At 65.7% G+C, this 20501-nt stretch carries 17 protein-coding genes and 1 pseudogene; 6 read left to right on the top strand and 12 right to left on the bottom strand.

The genetic code is table 11. From position 1 onward, the window contains the following. Nucleotides 1-34 precede the first annotated feature (34 nt). Entirely contained in the window at nt 35-1165 is a 1131-nt protein-coding gene (locus tag ACPUER_RS25645; protein WP_175959718.1) for an alpha/beta fold hydrolase, read from the bottom strand. A 451-nt stretch (nt 1166-1616) separates the two neighbouring features. Between ACPUER_RS25645 and ACPUER_RS25640 the strand changes: the two genes are divergently transcribed. Next, nucleotides 1617-2246 (top strand): TetR/AcrR family transcriptional regulator, encoded by a 630-nt coding sequence (locus tag ACPUER_RS25640; RefSeq protein WP_425132468.1) that lies wholly within the window; start codon nt 1617-1619, stop codon nt 2244-2246. Between the two features lie 254 nt (nt 2247-2500). On the opposite strand, the gene ACPUER_RS25635 is transcribed toward ACPUER_RS25640, so the two are convergent. Further along, a complete protein-coding gene (locus tag ACPUER_RS25635) occupies nt 2501-3184 on the bottom strand; it encodes a glutathione S-transferase (RefSeq protein WP_310137347.1) in 684 nt (227 codons plus the stop codon). Nucleotides 3185-3327: 143 nt separating this feature from the next. Between ACPUER_RS25635 and ACPUER_RS25630 the strand changes: the two genes are divergently transcribed. Then, nucleotides 3328-3897 (top strand): TetR/AcrR family transcriptional regulator, encoded by a 570-nt coding sequence (locus tag ACPUER_RS25630; RefSeq protein ID WP_072443294.1) that lies wholly within the window; start codon nt 3328-3330, stop codon nt 3895-3897. A gap of 52 nt (nt 3898-3949) precedes the next feature. On the opposite strand, the pseudogene ACPUER_RS25625 reads toward ACPUER_RS25630, so the two are convergent. Continuing rightward, nucleotides 3950-5201: pseudogene (locus tag ACPUER_RS25625) on the bottom strand (IS256 family transposase). A 115-nt stretch (nt 5202-5316) separates the two neighbouring features. Continuing rightward, the gene (locus tag ACPUER_RS25620) at nt 5317-5691 is read right to left on the bottom strand and encodes a heavy metal-responsive transcriptional regulator (protein WP_072443292.1); all 375 of its coding nucleotides are present in this window, start codon (nt 5689-5691) and stop codon (nt 5317-5319) included. A 100-nt stretch (nt 5692-5791) separates the two neighbouring features. Between ACPUER_RS25620 and ACPUER_RS25615 the strand changes: the two genes are divergently transcribed. Then, nucleotides 5792-6619, top strand: a complete 828-nt coding sequence (locus ACPUER_RS25615; RefSeq protein ID WP_425132467.1) for an SDR family NAD(P)-dependent oxidoreductase — start codon at nt 5792-5794, stop codon at nt 6617-6619. A 187-nt stretch (nt 6620-6806) separates the two neighbouring features. Here the strand turns inward: ACPUER_RS25615 and ACPUER_RS25610 are convergent, their stop codons facing one another. From ACPUER_RS25610 to ACPUER_RS25595, 4 genes are all read right to left on the bottom strand, one after another. Beyond that, nucleotides 6807-7787, bottom strand: coding sequence for a sulfonate ABC transporter substrate-binding protein (locus ACPUER_RS25610; RefSeq protein ID WP_175959353.1), 981 nt, complete (start codon nt 7785-7787; stop codon nt 6807-6809). 124 nt (nt 7788-7911) lie between these two features. Next, nucleotides 7912-8751, bottom strand: a complete 840-nt coding sequence (locus tag ACPUER_RS25605) for a MerR family transcriptional regulator (protein ID WP_175959352.1) — start codon at nt 8749-8751, stop codon at nt 7912-7914. Between the two features lie 9 nt (nt 8752-8760). After that, nucleotides 8761-9324, bottom strand: a complete 564-nt coding sequence (locus ACPUER_RS25600; protein ID WP_425132466.1) for an N-acetyltransferase family protein — start codon at nt 9322-9324, stop codon at nt 8761-8763. 98 nt (nt 9325-9422) lie between these two features. Continuing rightward, nucleotides 9423-10442 (bottom strand): AraC family transcriptional regulator, encoded by a 1020-nt coding sequence (locus tag ACPUER_RS25595; protein WP_310137371.1) that lies wholly within the window; start codon nt 10440-10442, stop codon nt 9423-9425. Between the two features lie 438 nt (nt 10443-10880). Between ACPUER_RS25595 and ACPUER_RS25590 the strand changes: the two genes are divergently transcribed. Further along, the gene (locus ACPUER_RS25590) at nt 10881-12245 is read left to right on the top strand and encodes an MFS transporter (RefSeq protein ID WP_425132465.1); all 1365 of its coding nucleotides are present in this window, start codon (nt 10881-10883) and stop codon (nt 12243-12245) included. A 75-nt stretch (nt 12246-12320) separates the two neighbouring features. Here the strand turns inward: ACPUER_RS25590 and ACPUER_RS25585 are convergent, their stop codons facing one another. Further along, the gene (locus ACPUER_RS25585; protein ID WP_310137378.1) at nt 12321-13214 is read right to left on the bottom strand and encodes a LysR family transcriptional regulator; all 894 of its coding nucleotides are present in this window, start codon (nt 13212-13214) and stop codon (nt 12321-12323) included. Nucleotides 13215-13345: 131 nt separating this feature from the next. Here ACPUER_RS25585 and ACPUER_RS25580 point away from each other — a divergent pair, with 131 nt between their 5' ends. Beyond that, entirely contained in the window at nt 13346-14344 is a 999-nt protein-coding gene (locus ACPUER_RS25580; protein WP_425132464.1) for a quinone oxidoreductase family protein, read from the top strand. 99 nt (nt 14345-14443) lie between these two features. On the opposite strand, the gene ACPUER_RS25575 is transcribed toward ACPUER_RS25580, so the two are convergent. Next, nucleotides 14444-15958 carry an MDR family MFS transporter gene (locus ACPUER_RS25575; protein WP_425132463.1) on the bottom strand — a complete coding sequence of 505 codons (1515 nt, stop codon included), beginning with the start codon at nt 15956-15958 and terminating at the stop codon, nt 14444-14446. Between the two features lie 230 nt (nt 15959-16188). Between ACPUER_RS25575 and ACPUER_RS25570 the strand changes: the two genes are divergently transcribed. Then, entirely contained in the window at nt 16189-17748 is a 1560-nt protein-coding gene (locus ACPUER_RS25570; protein WP_425132462.1) for a methyl-accepting chemotaxis protein, read from the top strand. A 56-nt stretch (nt 17749-17804) separates the two neighbouring features. On the opposite strand, the gene ACPUER_RS25565 is transcribed toward ACPUER_RS25570, so the two are convergent. After that, on the bottom strand, nt 17805-19472 hold the full coding sequence (locus tag ACPUER_RS25565; protein ID WP_425132461.1) for an ATP-binding domain-containing protein: 1668 nt from the start codon (nt 19470-19472) through the stop codon (nt 17805-17807). A 107-nt stretch (nt 19473-19579) separates the two neighbouring features. Continuing rightward, the gene (locus tag ACPUER_RS25560) at nt 19580-20434 is read right to left on the bottom strand and encodes a helix-turn-helix domain-containing protein (protein ID WP_175959343.1); all 855 of its coding nucleotides are present in this window, start codon (nt 20432-20434) and stop codon (nt 19580-19582) included. Nucleotides 20435-20501: the final 67 nt, after the last annotated feature.

Genomic DNA, 20501 nt, shown 5'->3' with positions numbered 1-20501 from the left:
ATATTTTCAAGAGCCACGATAGCCATTCCCCAACCTAACTGCCGGTGTGATCCGCCCCAACCACCTCCTTGGTGAAGGCGAGCAGGAGCTCGCTGAGCCGAACCGGCTGCTCCTGTTGGATCCAGTGACCGGCGCCGTCGATCATCTCGATGCCCGCCATTCTCGTCGTCGCCTTCGTCCTCATGAGATCGAGCGCGCCCGGCGCCGAATACGTACCCCAATCGCTCTTGCCGCCAATGAAGAGCGACGGGACATCGATCGTCTTGCCCGAAAACAGGCGCAACTCAGCGTTTAGGTCAGGATCGGAAAAGACGCGATAAGCCTGCAGGGCGCCTTGAAACCCCGTGCGGCCATACTCCTCCGTGTACACCCCAAGTTCCGGCTCGGTGAGCCATTTGCTGGCCAGGACCTCGGCGGCGGAGGGTTGGAATGGCGCGACGGTCTCGGGCATCGTCTTGCCGAGATCCATGACGTAATAGGTGGGCATTTGCGCAAGTTCTGCGGCGGTCAGCGCCTTCAACGGATGCGGCTTATTTCCCGGCCAGTCGGCGCTCTTGACGTAGAAAAATGCACGAAGAAACGCGTGTAAGCCTTGAGGGGGATGCCACATGTCATGGTTCGCCTCCCGTGTGCTCAGGTATTGCTGGTAATACTCTCTCGGCGGGTCGAGCGCAGCCAGCGCGGCCGCCAGCTTTTGATTGCCGGTATTCGGTTGAACCGACGATACCTCGCTTTCCGCAATGTTGAACGGAAGCGTCGGCGGACCGGGGAACGGTGCGCTCATCAGCACTACCGAGGGAAAGACGTCAGGTCGGGCTAGCGCACAATAGGCCGCGACGGGCGAGCCGAGGTCGTGCCCGACGAGCATTGCCGTACGCCGATACCCCAACGCCAAAACCAATCCGAGGGCGTCACGCGCCATATTCAAAAGGCTGAAAGGCGCCAGCTGGGCGTCATAGTCGTTCATCCAACCGGTGGTGCGGCCAAAACCCCGCTGGTCGGGCGCCACGACATGGTAGCCGGCGTCGGCCAGAATCGGGATCAGGTGTCGCCAGCCGTAAGCCAAATCGGGAAAACCGTGCAGAAGCAATGCAAGCGGCCGGCCGGGGGGCTCGTAACCGGCCTCGAGAATATGGACATCGAGGCCGTTGACCCCGTGGATCATGCGCGAGCGGACCGTCTTCGGAAGCGTTCCACCGCCATATGTTGATGCGGACAAGTCAACTCCTCCTATGGGGGTTGCGCGGGCGGGTCGAATCAAAGGGGCAAACAGGCTGACCGCGCCCATCGCCAGGAAGGCTCGTCGGGACGCCGTTGGCCTGAAGCGATGTGGGCGACTCATGATGGAACACCCCGTCCGCGTGCAAGCGCTGTCTTCAGCTTCAGCGAAAACGCACGCGACGAACGATTCGCCCGGCGGCCGGGCAATCGAGGACGAGCAGCCCCGACACGAAGACGCTCTGCATGGGATGAGCGAGAAAACCCGCGCGTTTCACGTTGAGTTTCAGCTATTCGTGCCGCGATCTGGGGAGGCTGCGGATCACTGAACGAACCTTCTTGACTTGCGATTGGGTCGAGGGGCATCGCCGGGCTCCGGATATGGTGATCACCATACTATGCCAATCGCCATAGAATCATCAAGCGAAACGTGCTATGTTCTCGGCATGCCACGTAAGACTGACGCCCGCGCTCGCGCGATTGCCACGGCTCAACGACTGTTTCGCATCCAGGGCTACACTGCGACGGGATTGACCCAGATCCTTGAAGAAAGCGGTGCGCCTAAAGGATCGTTCTACTTTCACTTTCCACGCGGCAAGGCACAACTCGCAGAAGAAGCAATCGATAATTACATTGCGAATCGAATTGCTGTACTACGGGACATCTCGGCGAATACGACGGGTGATGCTCTGAATTTTGTTCATCAGATTTTCAGGACATTCGCGGCTGAAATGGTCGCCTCTGATTTCCAGTATGGATGTCTGATGCAAAATCTGGCGAATGAGCTGCCCGCGCTCGACGCCGAGCTGACCAAACGGATAGCACGCGGGTTTGTTGAGTCGACCGAGATTATCGCGGAGCATTTTAGGGGGTGCGGTTTCGCTCCCACGCGCGCGTCCTCTACCGCAGCCGCATTGGTAGCCGCCCTCGAAGGCGCGCGGACGATCGCCCGCCTGGAACGCACACCCGCTGTATTCGAGGCGCTGGCAGAGGTTAGTGTTCAAAGGTGGGCTGCCTCCGAGGGGTGATCCGGTCCAATGTTCCCGGTCGGACGAAATTGGCCCCGATCATCCTACGAAGAGCGTCGATCTTTCGCGCATGTCCGTTTGCAGACGCTCAGCCGCCGGATGAATGTCTTAGCCTTGTCCATTGCCGGACCGCCACAATCAGTTTGGCTTCGGCTTAAGCGGGAATATGTCAGCTCATTCTCTCGACTGCGTTCGCTTGGGTCTGCAATCCAAGATTGGTCGCTCGTCAATGAAGTCCGGCCACAGCTGCAATTTCAGGCAAATGCCGGCTGGTTCTTGACACTCGGGCGTTCCCGCATTCTCTTGTACCAGGCGAGAAGGGCTTCACACTCGGTGGGAACGGGCAGCTTCACGATCGACGCGAAGACCAGGCCGCCGATGACGGTGATGTCGGCCATCGAGAACGCATCCCCGCCGACAAATGGCTGCTTTTTCAGGACGTCATTGAAGTACTGCATGCCCCTCAGGGCTTTGTCACGCTGACGAAATCCCCATTCGGAGTTCTGATAGAGCTCGACTTCGGGCCCGAGCCCGGGCGTGGCGTGGTGGAAATAGACACTGATGGCGTCGAGCAATTCCAGCTCGGCGCGCTTGCTCATCATGTGGATCACACCCTTTTCGCGCGGCGTGCTACCGGTAAGCGTGGGTACGCCATCGAGCGTGTCGAGGTATTCGGTAATGGCGGTGCACTCGGCAATACAGGTTCCGTCATCCAGTTCAAGCACCGGTAGCGTGCCGGAGTAGTTCTTGTTGGCGATGAACCCAGGCCTTTTGTGCTCGCCCTTGTAGAGATCGACCAAGACGTACTGGACGCGCGATTGCAGGCTCTTCTCGGCCAGAGCGATACGGACTCGTGTCGGATAAGGGCCCGTGGGGAAATCGTAAATCGTCATCGTAGCCAGTTTGCTTACGTCGAATTCGCGGGTGTCGGAAGCCATGGTTCGCCTATCAGGAGGGGTGAAGCGTTTGAAATTAGATAGGGCCGAACCGTTTGATGCGACCCTACCTGCCACTTGGTAGGTTTACGTTAGACGCTATAATGTGCTTGGTCAACACGTATTTTTCTTAAGCGAGGCAAGCAGTGAGGAACGAAGCCAGTTCGAATTCAAGGGAAAACATCCTCGCGGCAGCCAAGCTGGCTGCGCAGTCGCATGGCTACGACGGTCTGAATTTTCGTGATCTCGCGTTAGCGGTCGGTATCAAGGCAGCCAGCATTCACCATCACTTTCCCACGAAGGCCGATCTTGGCGCGGCGGTAGCAAGGCGCTACTGGGAGGACTCGGCGGCCACTCTGGACGCACTGTGGACTGAATCCTCGGATCCGATCGACTGTCTGCGCCGCTATCCAGAGACGTTTCGCAAGGCGCTGGAGAACGGTAATCGTATCTGCCTCTGCAGTTTCATGGCCGCCGAATCTGATGACTTGCCCGAAGCGGTAACGAAAGAAGTCCAAACCTTTGCAGATGTGAATATTGCGTGGTTGAGCAAAGTGCTGTCGGCCACGGCCAGCGCCGAGGACAGCGAGGGGCGTGCTCGCGCTATCTTCGCAGCCGTCGCTGGCGCGCAACTCATCGCCAGAAGTCGCGCGGATATCTCTGTCTATGACGGGCTAATTGAAAGCTATCGTGTTGCTGGTCTTTTGCCGGCATAGCAGTAGAAAAAAGTGGGGTATCAGAATTTCCGTGTTCAAGGCGGGTTGAGAATCACACGGACGGACGAACGAAACGATCGGCGTAGAGGATCGCGAATTGGTTCATGGCCGCCTTCCAGTCCTTGGCTGCGCGTCCCCAATCAGCGGTGATATTGCGCAGTGCCAGCCAGATGAGTTTCGTCGCTGCGTCATCTGTCGCGAAGTGTCCCCGCGTCTTGATGATCTTGCGCAGTTGCGAGTTGATATTCTCGATGGCGTTCGTAGTGTATATAACCTTGCGTATCTCAGGCGGAAACGCAAAGAACGGAATCACGCGGTCCCAGGCATTGCGCCAGGCTGTGCTGACGGGCGGGAATCTCTGGCCCCAGGGCCCTTCGGCAAACGCCTCAAGTTCGGCCTGAGCCGCCTCCGAGCTGGGTGCCGTATAGATCGGCTTGATCGCGGCGGCCAATCCCTTGCGATCCTTCCAGCTCGCGTAATCGAGGCTGTTGCGGATCAGATGGACGACGCAGGTTTGCAGCGTGGTCACCGGGAACACCGCAGCCAGCGCCTCGGGCATGCCTTTGAGGCCGTCGGTTACGGCGATCAGGACATCGTGGATGCCACGCGTCTTCAGGTCGTTGAACACCTTCATCCAGAACTTGGCACCCTCGGTGTTTTCAATCCACAGGCCGAGGATGTCGCGCGAACCATCGGGCAGCACGCCCAGCGCCAGATAAACCGCCTTGTTGCGAACCACAGCGTCTTCGCGGATCTTGACCCGCAACGCATCGAAGAATACGACTGGATACATCGGCTCGAGCGGCCGGGCCTGCCAGGCAGTGACCTCGGCCATCACCTCGTCGGTCACGGAGCTGATGAAGTCGGGCGAGACCTCGGTGCCGTATTGCTCAAGCAGAAAGCCTTGAATCTCGCATACCGTCATCCCCCGGGCATACATGGCAACGATCTTGTCGCCGAAACCGGTGAAGCGTCGTCCGTGCTTGGGAATCAGCAACGGTTCGAAGCTGCCATTGCGGTCACGCGGGACCTCGATGCGTATCGGTCCATCTTCGGTCAGGGTCGTCTTGGCGCCTTTACCATTGCGCTGGTTCCCCCGTATTGGCTGGCTTGGCAGCACCGGGCGGATAGCCGAGATGATGATTCATCTCGCCACCCAGCGCCTGCTCGATCAGCGCCTTCTTGAGCGCCATCGTCGCGGCGTTGATGGCCTCGGCCGTCATCGGACCATTGCCGAACTGTTCAAGCAGCTCGGTGGGAATCGCCGGCAGCGTTGCCGGCGGTGTTTTCGGTTTGCGTGGCATACGTTCTCCTTGGGAACATCATATGCCTCGAACACGAAATTGCTGACAGGCCCGCGCTTTCCGACTGCGGATTCAACCGGTCGATGCAGCATGTCACTTGCACGGACGCGACTCATCACGCTATTTCTTCTTCGACACAATCGCCGCCAACTTTGGCCAACGCATTCAGCAACCCTGTTCGCAGCGTGATCAACGCGAGACTCTTTGCGTCGAGTTCGGCGAGTTTTGCTTGCAGGCACGCGACCTTTTGGTCAACGCCGAACGTCGGACTTTCCCATACATGGACAACGTCGCGAATTTCCGCCAGCGTGAAGCCCAACGCCTTCGCGTGGACGATCAGCCTTATCCGCTGTAACGAAAGTTCTGAATAGCGCTTGTAAGTGTTCGTCGCGTTAGGTTGTGTTGCTTTGTCCAGCAGACCCATGCGCTCGTAGTAACGGACGGTGTCGCGCGATACACCCGCCCGCTTGCATAGCTCGCCGATGCGCATGCTGCCTCCAATCAATGTCGTGGAGCGTCATTTACGCTTGACCGTTGCCTATAGTCAACGGTTTAGAGTGCAAACTCCCGTTCCACTCCATCAGCAAGCTATGAGTAAATCTTTCGATTTTGGCGGAAAAACAGCACTCGTCACCGGTGCATCGTCGGGTATCGGGCGCGCGTTTGCCTATGCATTGGCCGAACGCGGTGCAAGACTCCTGCTGGTCGCACGCTCTCACGACAAGCTGCGCGATCTGGCCGCAGAACTGCGGCGCGACTATGCGTGCGACGCCGATTTTCTGACGGTCGACCTGAGTGCGGCCGACGCCGTCGACACGATCGATCGTCATCTGAAGGAGACCGGCACGTTCGTCGATGTGCTGATCAACAATGCGGGCTTCGCAGCATACGGGCGCTTTGAAACGATTCCGTTGACGCGCCAGCGCGATGAAGTTCTGGTGAACTGCATCGCCGCGCTCGAGCTGACTCATCTTCTGCTGCCGGGGATGCAAGCGCGATCCGGTGGCGCAGTCATCAACGTCGCGTCAACCGCGGCATTCCAGCCCGATCCGTATATGGCCGTCTACGGCGCGACGAAGGCCTTTCTCCTGTCATTTTCGGAAGCTGTTTGGGCTGAGAACCGGCATCGGGGCATCCGGGTCGTCGCGCTATGTCCTGGCGCGACGCAAACGGCCTTTTTCGACGTTGTCGGCGCGAAGGAGGCTGCTGTCGGCGTGCCGATGCCGGTCGCGAACGTGGTGCGGGATGCGTTGTGGGCGCTCGATCGCAATCTGAGCTACCGGGTTGTGGGGGCGCGAAATCGACTGCTGGCGAACTTGCAGAGACTACTGAGCCGTCATATGTCGGCCCGGCTCGTTGAAAAAATCCTTCGGCCAAGAGAAGATCCGGATTTCGCGGCAACAGATCTCAAGGCTTAGGGCTGCGCCGTTTCCGGATGGTAGTCTCTCGACGTCGCTATCCGTAGATCGTCTTCGGCGGATAGCGAGCGGCTGCAACCGGCCGAACACCGACAGTTCGCTCCACGTTCCCCGAAAATTCGAGAAGAACAAAAAAGGCCGACGGGCAGGGTGCCCGTCGGCCTTTTTCGACTGCGCGCGCTGCGCGTTACTTCGCCGCGAGCGCGGTTGCCACGCGTTTGTCGCTCCACGCGTTGTCGGCGACGCTCAGCTTCTGCGGAATCAGCTTCGCCGCGTAGAACGCGTCCGCGACACCCTGCTGAACCGCAACGATCTTCCCGTCGACCGGCACCGCCCCAAACGGCACGCGCTTGATCCACGTCTCGACGAGCGGCAGCGGCAACCCGACCTTCGGCGCGATCAGCGCGGCGGTCTCGGCCGGATGCCCGTTGACCCACAGGCCCGTCTCGCGCGCCTGCTTCAGGATCGCGCCGACCACGTCGGCATGCTGCTCCGCGAAATCGCGCGTCGCCTCGTAGAAGTTGTTCGCCGGCGTGAGGCCCGTGTAGTCGGACAGCGTGCGGATCTTCAGCGAATTCTGTGCGGCCGCGTAATACGGATCCCAGACGGCCCACGCATCGACATTGCCGCTTTCGAACGCGGCGCGCGCGTCGGCGGGCGGCAGGTACACGGGGTGGATCTCGTCGTAGCGCACGCCGGCCTTCTTCAGCGCTTCCAGCAGCAGGTAGTTCGCGCTCGAACCTTTTTGCAGCGCGACCTTCTTGCCGCGCAGCTCGGCGAGCGAGCGGATCGGCGAATCGGCCTTCACGAACACGGCTTCGTTGTGCGGCGACGGCGGTTCCGCGCCGACGTACACGAAGCGCACGCCGGCAGCCTGCGCGAACACGGGCGGCGGCGCGCCCGTATAGCCGAAGTCGATGCTGTTCGCGTTCAGCGCTTCGAGCAGTTGCGGGCCGGCCGGGAATTCGAACCACTGCACGTTGTAGCCGAGCGGCTTGAGCCGCGCTTCGAGCGAGCCCTGCGCCTTGATGATCGACAGCAGGCCGGCCTTTTGATAGCCGATGCGCACGACCTTGTCGGCGCCGCCCTGCGCGAAGGCCGACGCGGCGGACAGCGCGACGAGCGTGACGGCGGCGGTGCGGGTGATCCAGCGGGTGAAACGAATCATCGAACGGACTCCATGCGAAACGTCTTCGGGAGAGCGGCCGGTGCCGCTCGGTTGGAAGAATCGTCGCATGGGCGGTTGCGCTCGCAAACGAAGCATTGCCGATAAGAATATGACGGCGGCGGCCCTATGCTTTGTCGTCGTCGCCTTGCGTATCGGGCGTGCCGGACTGGCGCGCCGCTTCGTCGCTGAGCTTCTTGTCGAGGATCGTCGCGACGCGGCCGCCGAGATATGCGCCCGCCGCGGCTTCGAGCGCGCGGTTCGTCTCGCCTTCGACGAACACGGCCGCGAGCGGGCGCAGGCGCCAGATCGCGTCGACCAGTTCGGGCACGTCGGTGGCCGGCGGAAGCGTGTCGGCGTCGTAGCGGTCGAGCCGCTTCACGACGAGATCGACGAGCAGCCGCGCGATCGCGTCGAAATGCGGCCGCGCGAGGCTGATCACGTCGAGCAGCTCGCGCGGCGGGATGCCTTCCTTCGTCATCGCGGCCGCCGCTTCGAGCAGCGCGGGGCTCTTTGCGACGAACGACAGGCCGTGCCGTTCGAGCAGCCCGAGCTCGGTCACGCGCGAAAGCTGCGTGGTCGCCTGCGGGCCGAACATCTGCGCGAGCGCGGCGAGCGAATAGGTTTTCGGCAGTTCATGCGACCAGCGCCCGCCGATCGCGTTTTCGAGGCCGAGGATCGAGCGCAGGTCGTGGCCTTCGTCGATCGCCTTGATCAGATCCTGGATGTTCGACAGCGTGTAGCCGCGCGCGAGCAGGTGGTTGATCAGCTTCAGGCGCGCGACGTGCGTGTCGTCGTAGATGCCGACGCGCCCGCGCTTCTCGGGCGGCGCGAGCAAACCGCGATCCTGGTATGCGCGGACGTTGCGCACGGTCGTGTCGGACACGCGCGCCAGTTCGTCGACCGTGTACTCGTTGCGGGAATCCGCCGCGGCCTCGTCGGGGGGGGAATGAGTCTGTTTTGACATGCGGCCATTCTAGCGCGACGCGGCAGGCTCGGGCGAGGCGGGAAGCGTGCGTGCGCCGTCCCCGAGCGGGCGCTGCAGCAGCGCCGTGTCGATCCAGCGGCCGTGCTTGAAGCCGACCGCCTTCAGCGTGCCGGCCGGCTCGAAGCCGAACGCGCGATGCAGCGACGTCGAGCCGCCGGTGCCGCCGTCGGCGATCACCGCGATCATCTGCCGCCACAGGCCGGCCTCGCAGCGCGAGATCAGCGCCGCGAGCAGTGCGCGGCCGATCCCGCGCCCGCGCTGCGCATCGTCGATGTAGATCGAATCCTCGATCGTGAAGCGGTATGCGCTGCGCGTGCGGTACGGCGTCGCGTACGCGTAGCCGGCCACGCGGCCGTCGCATTCGGCGACGAGATACGGCAGCCCGTGGCCCAGCACCGCTTCGCGGCGCGCGCGCAGCTCGGCGGCGTCGGGTGGCGTTTCCTCGAACGACGCGACGCCGTGGCGGACGTGGTGCGCATAGATCGCGTGAATGGAGGCGAGATCGGCTTCGGTCGAATCGCGGACGATGCAGGCGGTTGGCGTATCAGGCATGGCGATGGGGCGGCAGGGCGGGGATGCGGGCAAACCGTTACTATGCGGGCGATCGCCTGACGCGTAAAGCGGTGGCCGCGTGCCCGGCGACGCGGCCTTTAGTTCGGCGGCCGCTTCTTCTGCGTGTCGCGCGGCAACTCGTCGAAGCGGGCGAAGTAGTACGCGGAAAAGCGGCCGAGGTGCCCGAAGCCGAACGTCAGCGCCGTATCGGTGATGCTGGCCACCGGGTCGGTCAGCAACTGCACGCGCGCGGCGTCCAGCCGGATGTTGCGCAGCAGTTCCATCGGGGTCGCGCCGTGGTAGCGCCGGCACAGCACGTTCAGCGTCCGCAGGCTGACGCCGGCCGCCCTGGCGAGATCTTCGAGCGAGATCGGCGCGCAGAGCCGCGCGTGGATGAATTCGTGCAGCGCATCCATCTGCCGGATGCCGCCACGCGACGCGGCTTGCGCCGGCGCGCCGCGCGCTGGCGGCGCCGCGCCGGCATGCACGGCGGCGGGCGACGGCGGGCAATGCACGAGCAGGAACAGCGCGAGGCTTCGTTCGAAATGGTCGCGCCATTCGGCCCGGATGCCGCCGTCGTCGGCGACGGCGAGCACGTTGAGCAGCGACTGCGCGATCAGATCCCATTGCGACGCAAGCGCCGTCGGCAACAGGAATCCCGGCGCGAGGCCGGGCGCCGCGTCGTCGGGCCGGCGGCCGCAGACCGCGCGCATCAGCGAATCGGGCACCTTGACGATCAGTTGCCGGGTGCCGGACCGCCAGCGAAGGCGGACGTGCGACGTCGGCGCCAGCACGGCGGTGCGCCCTTCGGACACGCCCATCACGTGCCCGTCGCACTCGATCTCGGCGCCGCCCGCAAGCGACGTGTGGACGAGCGAAAAGCCGTCGAACGGGCGCGGGGCGACCTCGACTTCGGCGCCGTACTGCAGCGCGTAGACGCTCAGATGATTCAGTTGCCCCTTGAAAAGCGCCGCGTCGGGCACGCCCTGCTTCCAGCGCAGCGCATGCTCGGCCAGCTCCAGCGAGACCTGCTCGTGCGCATCCATGCGCAAGCCGGATCGGAACACGCAATTCCGATATAGCGCGGACAGCACTTCCGCATTCGGGGTGAGGGGCATGGGGGGCGTCTCCTGTGTGGCGCTTTTCGTGCAGCGCATCCAGCGGGCCGCGGATGCGCGTCGTGCCACATCGGTTTCTCTTGTGAGCGAGATATCCTGAAAGGATGATATTGATCTTCGTCAGACTTGTCGAAAGTATCGCAAGAATCGGATAGTCCCGCTCCCGCCAGGGAAAAATCCGGATAGCGCGCGGCCCGCGGTACGCGGCACTAGAAAAAAAGCGGACTGAGTTCGCGAGCCACGTGCAAATTCCGGATAGTGAGAATCATTGTGGCTTCCTACACTGCGCCGGCATCCGGACGGAAAGCGGCGCATTTCACGATGAAATTTCGTACAGCTACTAAATCGATGAGCTGAGCGATCGTATTACTTCGAACGCGTGTGATGCGATGGCGACCGCCGGGCCCGAATCCCCTCTGGAAAAAGGAACGAAGCTCCATGCGTCAAATCAACCTGCAGGCGCTCTCCGACGATGCGCGGCTGGGTCCGCTGCACGGCGTCGTGCTGTTCTGGTGCGCGCTGATCATCGTGTTCGACGGCTACGACCTCGCGGTGGCCGGCATCGCGCTCCCGGCGATCATGAAGGAGATGGGCGTCAATCCGGCGCAGGCCGGCTTCATGGTCAGCTCGGCGCTGTTCGGCATGATGTTCGGCAACATCGTGTTCGGGACCGTCGCCGAGCGGATCGGGCGCCGCTGGGCCATCGCGGCCTGCCTGACGCTGTTCAGCGTCTTTACCGCGGCGGCCGGGCTCGCGCCGACGCCCGCGCTGTTCGGCGCAGCCCGCTTCCTGGCGGGCATCGGCATCGGCGGCGTGATGCCGAACGTGATCGCCCATATGACCGAGTACGCGCCGCGCCGCTTGCGCAGCACGTTGGTGACGCTGATGTTCAGCGGCTATTCGGTCGGCGGCATGCTGGCGGCGGTGATGGGCAAGGGGATGATCGAGGCGTACGGATGGCAGTCCGTGTTCGTCGCCGCGGGTGCGCCGGTGCTGCTCGTTCCGATGCTCGTGAAATGGATGCCGGAATCGCTGCCGTTCCTGATCCGGCGCGGCAGGACCGACGAGCTCGCGCGCATCGCGCGCCGGCTCGATCCCGCATACCGGCATCAACCGGGCGACTGCTATGTCGTCCCGCGCGAAGGCAACGCCGGCAGCGCGCCGGTTCGCCAGCTGTTCGACGACGGCCGCGGATTCAGCACCGTCATGTTCTGGATCGCGTGCTTCATGTGCCTGTTCATGGTGTATGCGCTCAGCTCGTGGCTGACCCGGCTGATGGCGAGCGCCGGCTACAGCCTCGGCTCCGCGCTGACCTTCGTGCTGGTGCTGAACGCCGGCGCGATGGTCGGCGCGATCGGCGGCGGCTGGATGGCCGATCGCTTTCCGATCAAGAGGGTGCTCGTGTCGATGTATCTGCTTGCCGCGGTGTCGATCACGCTGCTCGGCTACAAGATGCCGACCGCGCTGCTGTTCGTGCTGGTCGGCCTCGCGGGCGCGTCGACGATCGGCACGCAGATCGTCAATTGCGCGTATGCGGGGCAGTTCTATCCGATGGCGATCCGCTCGACCGGCATCGGCTGGACGCTGGGCGTGGGCCGCAGCGGCGCGATCCTGGCGCCGATCGTCATCGGTTTGCTGGTCGGCATCGATCTGCCGCTGGAACAGAACTTCATGGCGATCGGGCTGCCCGCGCTGGCGGCGGCCGTCGCGGTCGGCCTGATCGATCATCGGCGCTCGGCGTCGCATCGCGATCACCCGGCCAGTACCGGCGAGCGTCAGGCGTCGCCTGTCCGGCAGTCCTGAGCGGCGCATCGGCGGGGCGCAGCCAGCCGGGGATCATGGTCGGCCCGCAACGGCGGTTCTGAAGGGGCGGCGGTGTCAGAGCCGCCCGTCCGCCGCGCGCACGGCGTCTGCGATCGCGTCCGCGACGCGCTGCACGCGCGGCGAGCGGCGCACGTCCGGATGGACGACGAGCCAGATCTCGCGCTCGATGTCGCAGCGCGGCGCGGAAGTCAGCTCGACGAGCGGCGCGGGTGCGGACGAGGGTGCCGCACCGGCTGCGGCGAGCGAATCGTCGACGAGAAACCGCGGCAACAGTGCGACCCCCGCGCCGGCGACGCACGCGCGGTGCAGCGCCGCGAGGTCGTTCGCGACGAACGCGAAACGGCGCCCGGCCGCGAAGCGTTCGAGCCATTGCTGCTGCGGCGTTTGCGCGAGCGCGTCGTCGTAGCCGACGAACGGCCAGGTGTCGGGCGGCGCGGCCGCCCATTCCGGCGACGCGCACAGCGCGAAGCGCATCGTGCCGAGCCGGCGCGCGGCGAGCCCCGGCTCGCTCGGCCGCGACAGCCGCACCGCGAGATCGGCTTCGCGCGCATACAGGTTCGCCGCATGCATCTCGCCCATCAGGTCGATCCGCAGCGCCGGCCATGCGCGCTGCGCGCGGGCAAGCCGTGGCGCGAGGAAATGGCTGGCGAACACCGGCGACGCCGACACGCGCACGACGCCGTCGAGCGCTGCCGCGCCCTGCGCGGCGCGCGCGAACGCATGGGCATCGGTTTCGACGCGCGCGGCGTGCTCGGCGAGGTGCAGCCCTTCGTCGGTCGGCGGCCAGCCGCGCGGCAGGCGGTCGAACAGCCGGATGCCGAGCGCGGACTCCAGCGCGTCGATGCGCCGTGCGACCGTCGAATGCTGGACCTGTAGCGCGCGTGCGGCGGCCGACAGGCTGCCGCCGCGCATCACCGCGAGGAAGGTGCGGATGTCGTCCCAGCTCATTGACGGCGCGGACGCGGGTACGGAACCAGGATCGGTCGAATTTTGCACAGTAGTTGGGCGATAAACGGGAATTCCGGTCGATTATGCACGATGGGATGATCGTGTCACTTCATTCGATTGCGAGGAACGTCATGACCCAAACTGCCACCGCCATCCGGATCGGGATCGACCGCTACGGCGACGCAGGTGTGCTGCGCCGCGTCGATGCGCCCGTCGCGCCGCCCGGCGCCGGCGAGGTGCGGATTCGCCAGACCGCCGTCGGCGTGAATTTCGTCGACATCTATTTCAGGACGGGGGCGCACGCATTGCCCGCGCTGCCGGACGCGCTCGGCGTCGAGGCGGCCGGCGTGATCGACGCGGTCGGGCCCGGCGTGACGGATCTCGTGCCGGGCCAGCGCGTCGCGTATGCGGGCATGCCGACCGGCAGTTATGCGAGCCTGCGCACGATGCCGGCCGGGCGCGTGCTGCCGATACCCGACGGCCTGAGCGACGACGCGGTCGCCGCCGGGCTGCTGAAAGGGATCACCGTCTACATGCTGTTGCATCGCGTCCGGCAGGTCGGCGCCGGCGACTCGGTGCTCGTGCATGCGGCGGCCGGCGGCGTCGGGCTGCTGGCGACGCAGTGGGCGCGCGCGCTCGGCGCGCGGGTGATCGGCACGGTCGGGTCGGCCGCGAAAGCCGCGCTCGTGCGCACGCATGGCGCCGACGCGGTCGTCGATTATCGCGAGGAGGATTTCGTCGCGGCCGCGCGCGCGTTCGGCGGCGGCGCGGGTGTCGATTACGCGATCGACGGGATCGGCGGCGACGTGCTGACGCGCACGCTCGGCGCGATCCGTCCGTTCGGGATGGTCGCGAGCATCGGGCAGGTTGCCGCGATCGGCACGCGGCAGACGGTCGATCTCGACGAACTGGGGCCGGCCCGCTCGATCGCGCTCGCGCGGCCGAGCGTGCTCGGTTTCATCGCGCGCGACGTCGCGGGGTATCGCGAAGCCGCGCGCGCGACGCTCGAACGGCTGGCGGGCGGAATGCACGTCGAGATCGGCGCGCGGCTGCCGCTCGAACAGGCGGCCGATGCGCACCGGCTGCTGGAGTCGCGCGCGACGACGGGCGCGGTCGTGCTGGTGCCGTAACGTCGGGCCGCTGCGGATGGGGCGCGATGCGGGTCGAAGGCCTGAAGGCCGCGGCGCGGCGCGCTTCCGGTGCCGGCCGCGGCGCAGCTCGCATGCCGATCAGTTGTGCTTGCGCAGCGGCGCATCCTCGACGAACCACGCGAGCACGAACGCAATCGCGACCACGGTCGCCGCCGCGAGATACACGACATGCAGCGAGCCCGCGAACGCATGCAGGTACGCGTCGCGCACCGCGTCCGGCAACTGGTGCACGGCACCGGGGCCGAGCGCGGGCGGCAGCTCCGTGCCGGCCGGCAGCGCCCGCAGCATCCGCGCCTGCAGCCCGTGCGAGAACAGCGCGCCGAACGCCGCGACGCCGATCGAGCTGCCGATCGAGCGGAACAGCGTCGCGCCCGATGTCGCGACGCCCATGTGCCGGAACTCGACCGTGTTCTGCACCGCGAGCGTGAGCACGGGCATCACCATCCCGAGGCCGATCCCGAGCAGCGCCATGTACGCGTACATCGTCTGCAGCGGCGTATCGAGCGACAGCGTCGACAGTAGCGCCAGCGCGGTCCCGCCGATCAGCGTGCCGGCGATCGGAAAGATCCGGTACGAGCCGAACCGCGAGATCAGCCGGCCGCTAATGACCGACATGGCGAGCATCCCGCCCATCATCGGCAGCAACTGCATCCCGGCCTGCGACGGCGTCGAGCCCTTCACGACCTGCAGGTAGAGCGGAATGAACGTGACCGAGCCGAATAGCGCGGTGCCGACCACGAAGCCGATCAGGCTGACCAGCACGAACGTGCGATGGCGGAACAGTTCGAGCGGGACGATCGGCTCGGCCGCGAGCCGTTCTTCGTAGATGAAGCCGCCGATCGCGACGAGGCCGAGCACGAGCGTCATCCACAGTTGCGGCGACGTCCACGGCAGCAGCGAGCCGCCTTCGCTGGTGAACAGGATCACGCAGGTGAGGGCCGTCGCGAGGAACGCGGCGCCCATGTAGTCGATCCGGTGCTTCACGTGCGCGCTGTGCGGCCGGAACGCGATGCCGATCACGGCGAGCGCGAGAAAACCGAGCGGCAGGTTGATCGTGAAGATCCAGCGCCACGACAGATGCTCGACCAGGAAGCCGCCGAGCAGCGGGCCGACGATCGTCGCGAGGCCGTACACGCCGCCGAACATCCCCTGGTAGCGCGCCCGGCGATCGGGCGGGACCAGATCGCCGATCGCGGCCATCGTGACGACCATCAGGCCGCCGCCGCCGAGCCCCTGCAGCGCGCGCAGCACGATCAGCTGCGTCATGTCCTGCGCAACGCCGCACAGCGCCGAGCCCGCGAGGAACAGCACGATCGCGGCCTGCAGCACGATCTTGCGGCCGTACAGGTCGCCGAGCTTGCCGTACAGCGGCAGCACGACGGTGGACGACAGCAGGTACGCGGTGACGACCCACGACAACTGGTCGAGCCCGCCGAGCTCGCCGACGATCGTCGGCAGCGCGGTCGACACGATCGTCTGGTCGAGCGCGGACAGCAGCATGACGAGCAGCAGCGCGGCGACGATCAGCCCGGTCGGCGCGTCGCGGCGGGCCGTCTCGGCGGCCGGCGGAGTAAGGAGGGTGTCGGTTGTCATCGAGATATCTGCCATGGCAGGGAATTGGTCGAAATATAACGACCAGTGATTGACTAGTCAATTTCTGCCCAGCCTCGATATGTTGCAGCCGTAACAGGAGATTGCCGGTGCGAAAAATTGATCGGGATCAGACAGAAAGCGGGGCCGGACTCAAGTTTTCTGCAGGCAAACCGTAATCCAGAGTGCCGCGGACCGATTGCCGCGGCATTTTTCATCGCTCACGTCCCGTCATGAACCTGAACGCCCTGTTTTCCCGTTTCTCGATCCGTACGCGGATTTTCTCCACGCTCGGTCTCGTCGCTGCGCTGCTCGTCGTGTCGGGGCTGATCGGCCTCGCCGGCATGCAAAGCTCGAACCGCGCGCTCGACGAGGCCTATACGCAGCAACTGGCGGCGAAGACTGCGTTGTCCGCGGCGAGCCTGAACCTGACGATCGTGCGTACGACGCTCGACCGCGCGCTGCTGCATCCGGAAGCGCCGGAAGTGCCCGATCTCGTCAAGAAGGCCGAGAACTATCTCGCGAAGGCCGACACCGCGTGGCGCGGCTACGCGGCGATGCCGCACGACGGCGACGAAGGCCCGCTCGCGAGCCGTCTCGACGCCGCGCGCCAGGCGCTGATCGGGCAGGCGCTGAAGCCGCTGATCGACGCGATCCGCGACGGCCGGCGCGACGAGGCCGACCGCTTGCTGATGCAGGTCGCGCCGCCGCTGTCGGTCGCGCTCACGCAGGCGACCGATGCGCTCGATGCTTACCAGGCGGCGCGCGGCAAGGATGTCTACGACACCGCGCAGACCTATTACGGCTGGATGCGCGCCGGCGCGATCGCGGGCATCGCGTTCGGCCTGGCCGCGTGCCTCGGCTGCGCGATCGGCCTGCATTACGCGATCACGCAGCCGGTGAACCGGCTGCTGTCGCATTTCCGCCGACTGTCGGACGGCGACCTGACGTCGGAAGTGCTCTGGTCGTCGCGCGACGAGATGGCCGAACTGGTCAATGGCGTGACGGGCATGCAGCGCAGCCTCGCGGACACGGTGCGCCAGGTCAGCCAGGGTTCGGAAGCGATCTCGACGGCGACGCACCAGATCGCGGCCGGCAACACCGATCTTTCGCAGCGCACCGAGGAACAGGCGTCCGCGCTGCAGGAGACGGCCGCGAGCATGGAGCAACTGACCGCGACCGTGAAGCAGAACGCCGACCATGCGCTCGAGGCGCAGGCGTGCGCGGACAGCGCGAGCGAGATCGCGACGCGCGGCGCGACGGTGGTCGGCGAGGTGATCGGCACGATGAACGAGATCGACCAGAGCTCGCAGAAGGTCGCCGACATCATCGGCACGATCGAGGGGATCGCGTTCCAGACCAACATCCTCGCGCTGAATGCGGCGGTCGAAGCCGCGCGTGCGGGCGAGCAGGGCCGCGGCTTCGCGGTGGTCGCGGGCGAGGTACGCACGCTCGCGCAACGCTCGGCGTCCGCCGCGAAGGAGATCCGCACGCTGATCGGCGAATCGGTCGAGCGCGTCGCGAACGGCTCGCGGCTCGTCGGCGTGGCCGGCGCGACGATGCAGGACATCCAGCAGGCGATCGGGCGCGTGACGGGGATCATGACCGAGATCGCGGCCGCGTCGAACGAGCAGCGCGACGGGATCGAGCAGGTGAACCGCGCGGTGTCGCAGATGGACCAGGTGTCGCAGCAGAATGCGGCGCTCGTCGAGCAGGCCGCGGCTGCGGCGGCGTCGCTGGAGGAGCAGGCTGACGGGTTGCGTCGTGCGGTGGGGGCGTTCCGGGTGGCTTGATGGATAACGGGCGGAGACGCGGCGGGCACTCGCCTGCCGGCTGCCCGCCCGTTGCGTCAACCCGCCGCGAGCTGCCCAGCCGCCCGCGACGACGCGACGATCAGCAGCTTCATCGTCGCGCGCGTCGCGCCGACGAACAGCTTGCGCGCAGCACGCGCGTCGAGCGTGTCGAAGTCGACTTCGGTGAGGATCACGCACGGCGCCGACTGGCCCTTGAAGCGGTAGATCGAATCGAGCAGCACATCGCCCTCGCGATATTCGGGGTTGCCGAACAGGTCGTACTTGCCGGTGAAGCTCTTGACCCGGTGCGGGCCGAGCTGGTCGAGCGGCGCGAGCACCGAGCCATCGCGGCCGCGATACGACAGCACCGCGATGTCCTGCTTGCGGAAGCCGAGCGACAGCGCGTGCGTGATCGCGCGCTTGGTCGCGTCGATGCAGGCTTGCGCCAATGCGTCGCCCGACATGCCTACTTCCCCGTATGCCGACACCGACGGATCGGACCCGTCGAACGGGCTGCCCGAGCGCAGCTCGGTCGCAAGCGGCTCGACGCGCCCGACGACGTCGCGCACGAAGTCGAGCAGGTCGCGCGGGCTGCGGTAGTTCGTCAGCGCCTTTAGCGTCACCCAGCCGGGCAGCGCGACGGGCTCGCGCATGTACAGGTTCTGCAGCGGATCTTCGAGCCACCACCACGCGCCGTCCGGCGCCAGCAAACGCTCCAGTGCGGCCGCCCACGGCGCATGGAAATCCTGCCCCTCGTCGACGACCAGCACGTCGAAACGCCAGCGTTCGGCGATCGGCGCCTGTGCGAAGCGCGCCTCGAGCCGCTCGAATTCGCCGGGCACCTGGAAGTCGGGCGTATAGCCGCCGTCGCGCGCGACCCAGTCGCACAGCTGGTGGTAGTTCGCGATCTTCGCGCCGGGCGGCGCGATGCGCGCGATGTAGTCGGCGAGCGGCCGGTTGAAGCACACGTAGAGCACGCGCTTGCCGGCCGCGACCGCATCGCGCATCGCCTGCACCGCGAGCTGCGTCTTGCCCGAGCCGGCCGTGCCGGTGACGCGCAGCCGGAACGGCGCGAATTCGAGCTGGCGCGCCCACGCGGCGAGGCCGCCCGACAGCCGCGTGACGAGCGTGCCGGCCTGCCCGACGAGCGCGCTCGTGTCGGGCGTGAGCGCGAGCTCGTCCGCGAGGAAATGGTGGAGCTTCGGCGCGTTCGGGAGACGTTCGTCGTCCTCGGGCAGGATCTGCAGGATCACCTGCGCGAGCTGCGCCTTGCGCGACGCGTCGACGATGCGGTCGGCCGCGACGCCGGCGATCGATGCCTGCCGGATCGAATAGTCGGGGCAGTACAGCAGCGCCTCGACGCCGTAGACGCCCGCGCCGAGCGCGGCCGTCAGGCGCCGGTGCAGCGTTTCCTGCGTGCGCGCGAGCTGGATCGCGACGTTGCGCTCGGTCTGCAGGTAGACCTTCACGAGCCCCTTCGGCGTTTCGCGCAGGAAGCCGGCCTTCTGCTCGATCAGCAGCACGCGGCCGGCCGGGCTCACGACGACGAACGCGGCCTCGCCGAACACCGAGAAGGCCTGGTCGGCGCGCGTCCAGTGCACGCCGTGATACACGGTGTAGGTGTCGGGCAGCGCGTGTTCGAGCGCGGCGAGCGTTTCGCGCTCGCGTTCGGCCGCGCCGGTCGCGGCGAGGCTTTTCCAGTCGTCGGGAATGAGGCGGGCCATGGAGTCGGGCGGCGTAGGCGTGAACAGGTGCGGCTATTGTACTGAGGAACCTGTTCACGGCCGCACGGACGCTGGCCGTCCGGGAGAGGGGCGGAGGCGGGCGGAAGCTACCCGCGCGCGAGCCGTTTCGCGAGATCGGCGCTGAGGATCGCCATGCGCGCGGGTTTTTCGTAGCAGACGACGTCGAACGTGCGGATCACTTCGCTGATGTCGACTTCGCTCGCGCGGCCGGTGAGCAGGTCGCCCGTCAGCACGAAAATCGGCGCGCCCGGGTTGTCGGACGTACGCACCGCCTTGATCGCGGTCGCGGCCGTGCTGTCGTCGAACAGCCATTCGGTCAGCACCGCATCGAAAGCCTGGCCCTGCAGCGCGTCGACGAACGGCGCGAGGCCGTCGAACGCGGCCGTCGCGAAACCCTGCCGTTCGAGATAGCGGCACAGCTCGGTCGCGCTGACGCGATCGGGATCGATCACGGCGACGACGAGCTTGTCGCTCTCCGCGCGGCGCGGATAGATTTCGATCTTGTGCACGTCGTACGCGTTCTGGTACAGCACGCCCGTGTGGCGCAGCACGCGCCAGCGGCCGTTCTGTTCGTACGCGACGAACTCGGGGCGCGCGCCGGCTTCGAGCGGCGCGCCGATCCATGCGGTGCACGGAATCTCGGCGACGCCCGCGTAAAGTACGGCTTCCTGCGAACAGGCGCCGACCATGCCGGGGTCGAGCGTTTGCGCGCCGAACAGCTGGGCGGCGGGTTCGCCGTACGCTTCGGCGACTTTCTTGATCTGCGCGAGCGTCCAGGGGCTGCTGCCGCGCAGTTTGCGATGGCCTTGCGAGAAACTCAGGTCGAGGATGCGGCACAGCTCGGTGGTCTGCTGGCGCTTGCCGATGCCGTTGCGGGTCATCAGCTCGCGCACGCGCTCGGCGACCGCGAGGGAATCCGTGGTGATTGCTTCAGTGGTCATGCTACGGGAACGGATCGTGACGTTCAGAACGACGCCTTGCGGCAGTCTCGACGGACAGTCTTCATGA

This window comes from Burkholderia sp. DN3021, assembly GCF_049805555.1.
Taxonomy (GTDB): domain Bacteria; phylum Pseudomonadota; class Gammaproteobacteria; order Burkholderiales; family Burkholderiaceae; genus Burkholderia; species Burkholderia pyrrocinia_C.
Note: the sequence above shows the minus strand (reverse complement) of the source record. Positions and strands in the feature narration are given on the sequence as shown.

Excerpts from the sequence above, each read along its gene's own strand:
- ACPUER_RS25645 (WP_175959718.1), bottom strand. The coding sequence starts at position 1,165 with ATGATCCACGGGGTCAACGGCCTCGATGTCCATATTCTCGAGGCCGGT.
- ACPUER_RS25640 (WP_425132468.1), top strand. The coding sequence starts at position 1,617 with ATGCCAATCGCCATAGAATCATCAAGCGAAACGTGCTATGTTCTCGGC.
- ACPUER_RS25635 (WP_310137347.1), bottom strand. The coding sequence starts at position 3,184 with ATGGCTTCCGACACCCGCGAATTCGACGTAAGCAAACTGGCTACGATG.
- ACPUER_RS25620 (WP_072443292.1), bottom strand. The coding sequence starts at position 5,691 with ATGCGCATCGGCGAGCTATGCAAGCGGGCGGGTGTATCGCGCGACACC.
- ACPUER_RS25615 (WP_425132467.1), top strand. The coding sequence starts at position 5,792 with ATGAGTAAATCTTTCGATTTTGGCGGAAAAACAGCACTCGTCACCGGT.
- ACPUER_RS25610 (WP_175959353.1), bottom strand. The coding sequence starts at position 7,787 with ATGATTCGTTTCACCCGCTGGATCACCCGCACCGCCGCCGTCACGCTC.
- ACPUER_RS25605 (WP_175959352.1), bottom strand. The coding sequence starts at position 8,751 with ATGTCAAAACAGACTCATTCCCCCCCCGACGAGGCCGCGGCGGATTCC.
- ACPUER_RS25600 (WP_425132466.1), bottom strand. The coding sequence starts at position 9,324 with ATGCCTGATACGCCAACCGCCTGCATCGTCCGCGATTCGACCGAAGCC.
- ACPUER_RS25595 (WP_310137371.1), bottom strand. The coding sequence starts at position 10,442 with ATGCCCCTCACCCCGAATGCGGAAGTGCTGTCCGCGCTATATCGGAAT.
- ACPUER_RS25590 (WP_425132465.1), top strand. The coding sequence starts at position 10,881 with ATGCGTCAAATCAACCTGCAGGCGCTCTCCGACGATGCGCGGCTGGGT.
- ACPUER_RS25585 (WP_310137378.1), bottom strand. The coding sequence starts at position 13,214 with ATGAGCTGGGACGACATCCGCACCTTCCTCGCGGTGATGCGCGGCGGC.
- ACPUER_RS25580 (WP_425132464.1), top strand. The coding sequence starts at position 13,346 with ATGACCCAAACTGCCACCGCCATCCGGATCGGGATCGACCGCTACGGC.
- ACPUER_RS25575 (WP_425132463.1), bottom strand. The coding sequence starts at position 15,958 with ATGACAACCGACACCCTCCTTACTCCGCCGGCCGCCGAGACGGCCCGC.
- ACPUER_RS25570 (WP_425132462.1), top strand. The coding sequence starts at position 16,189 with ATGAACCTGAACGCCCTGTTTTCCCGTTTCTCGATCCGTACGCGGATT.
- ACPUER_RS25565 (WP_425132461.1), bottom strand. The coding sequence starts at position 19,472 with ATGGCCCGCCTCATTCCCGACGACTGGAAAAGCCTCGCCGCGACCGGC.
- ACPUER_RS25560 (WP_175959343.1), bottom strand. The coding sequence starts at position 20,434 with ATGACCACTGAAGCAATCACCACGGATTCCCTCGCGGTCGCCGAGCGC.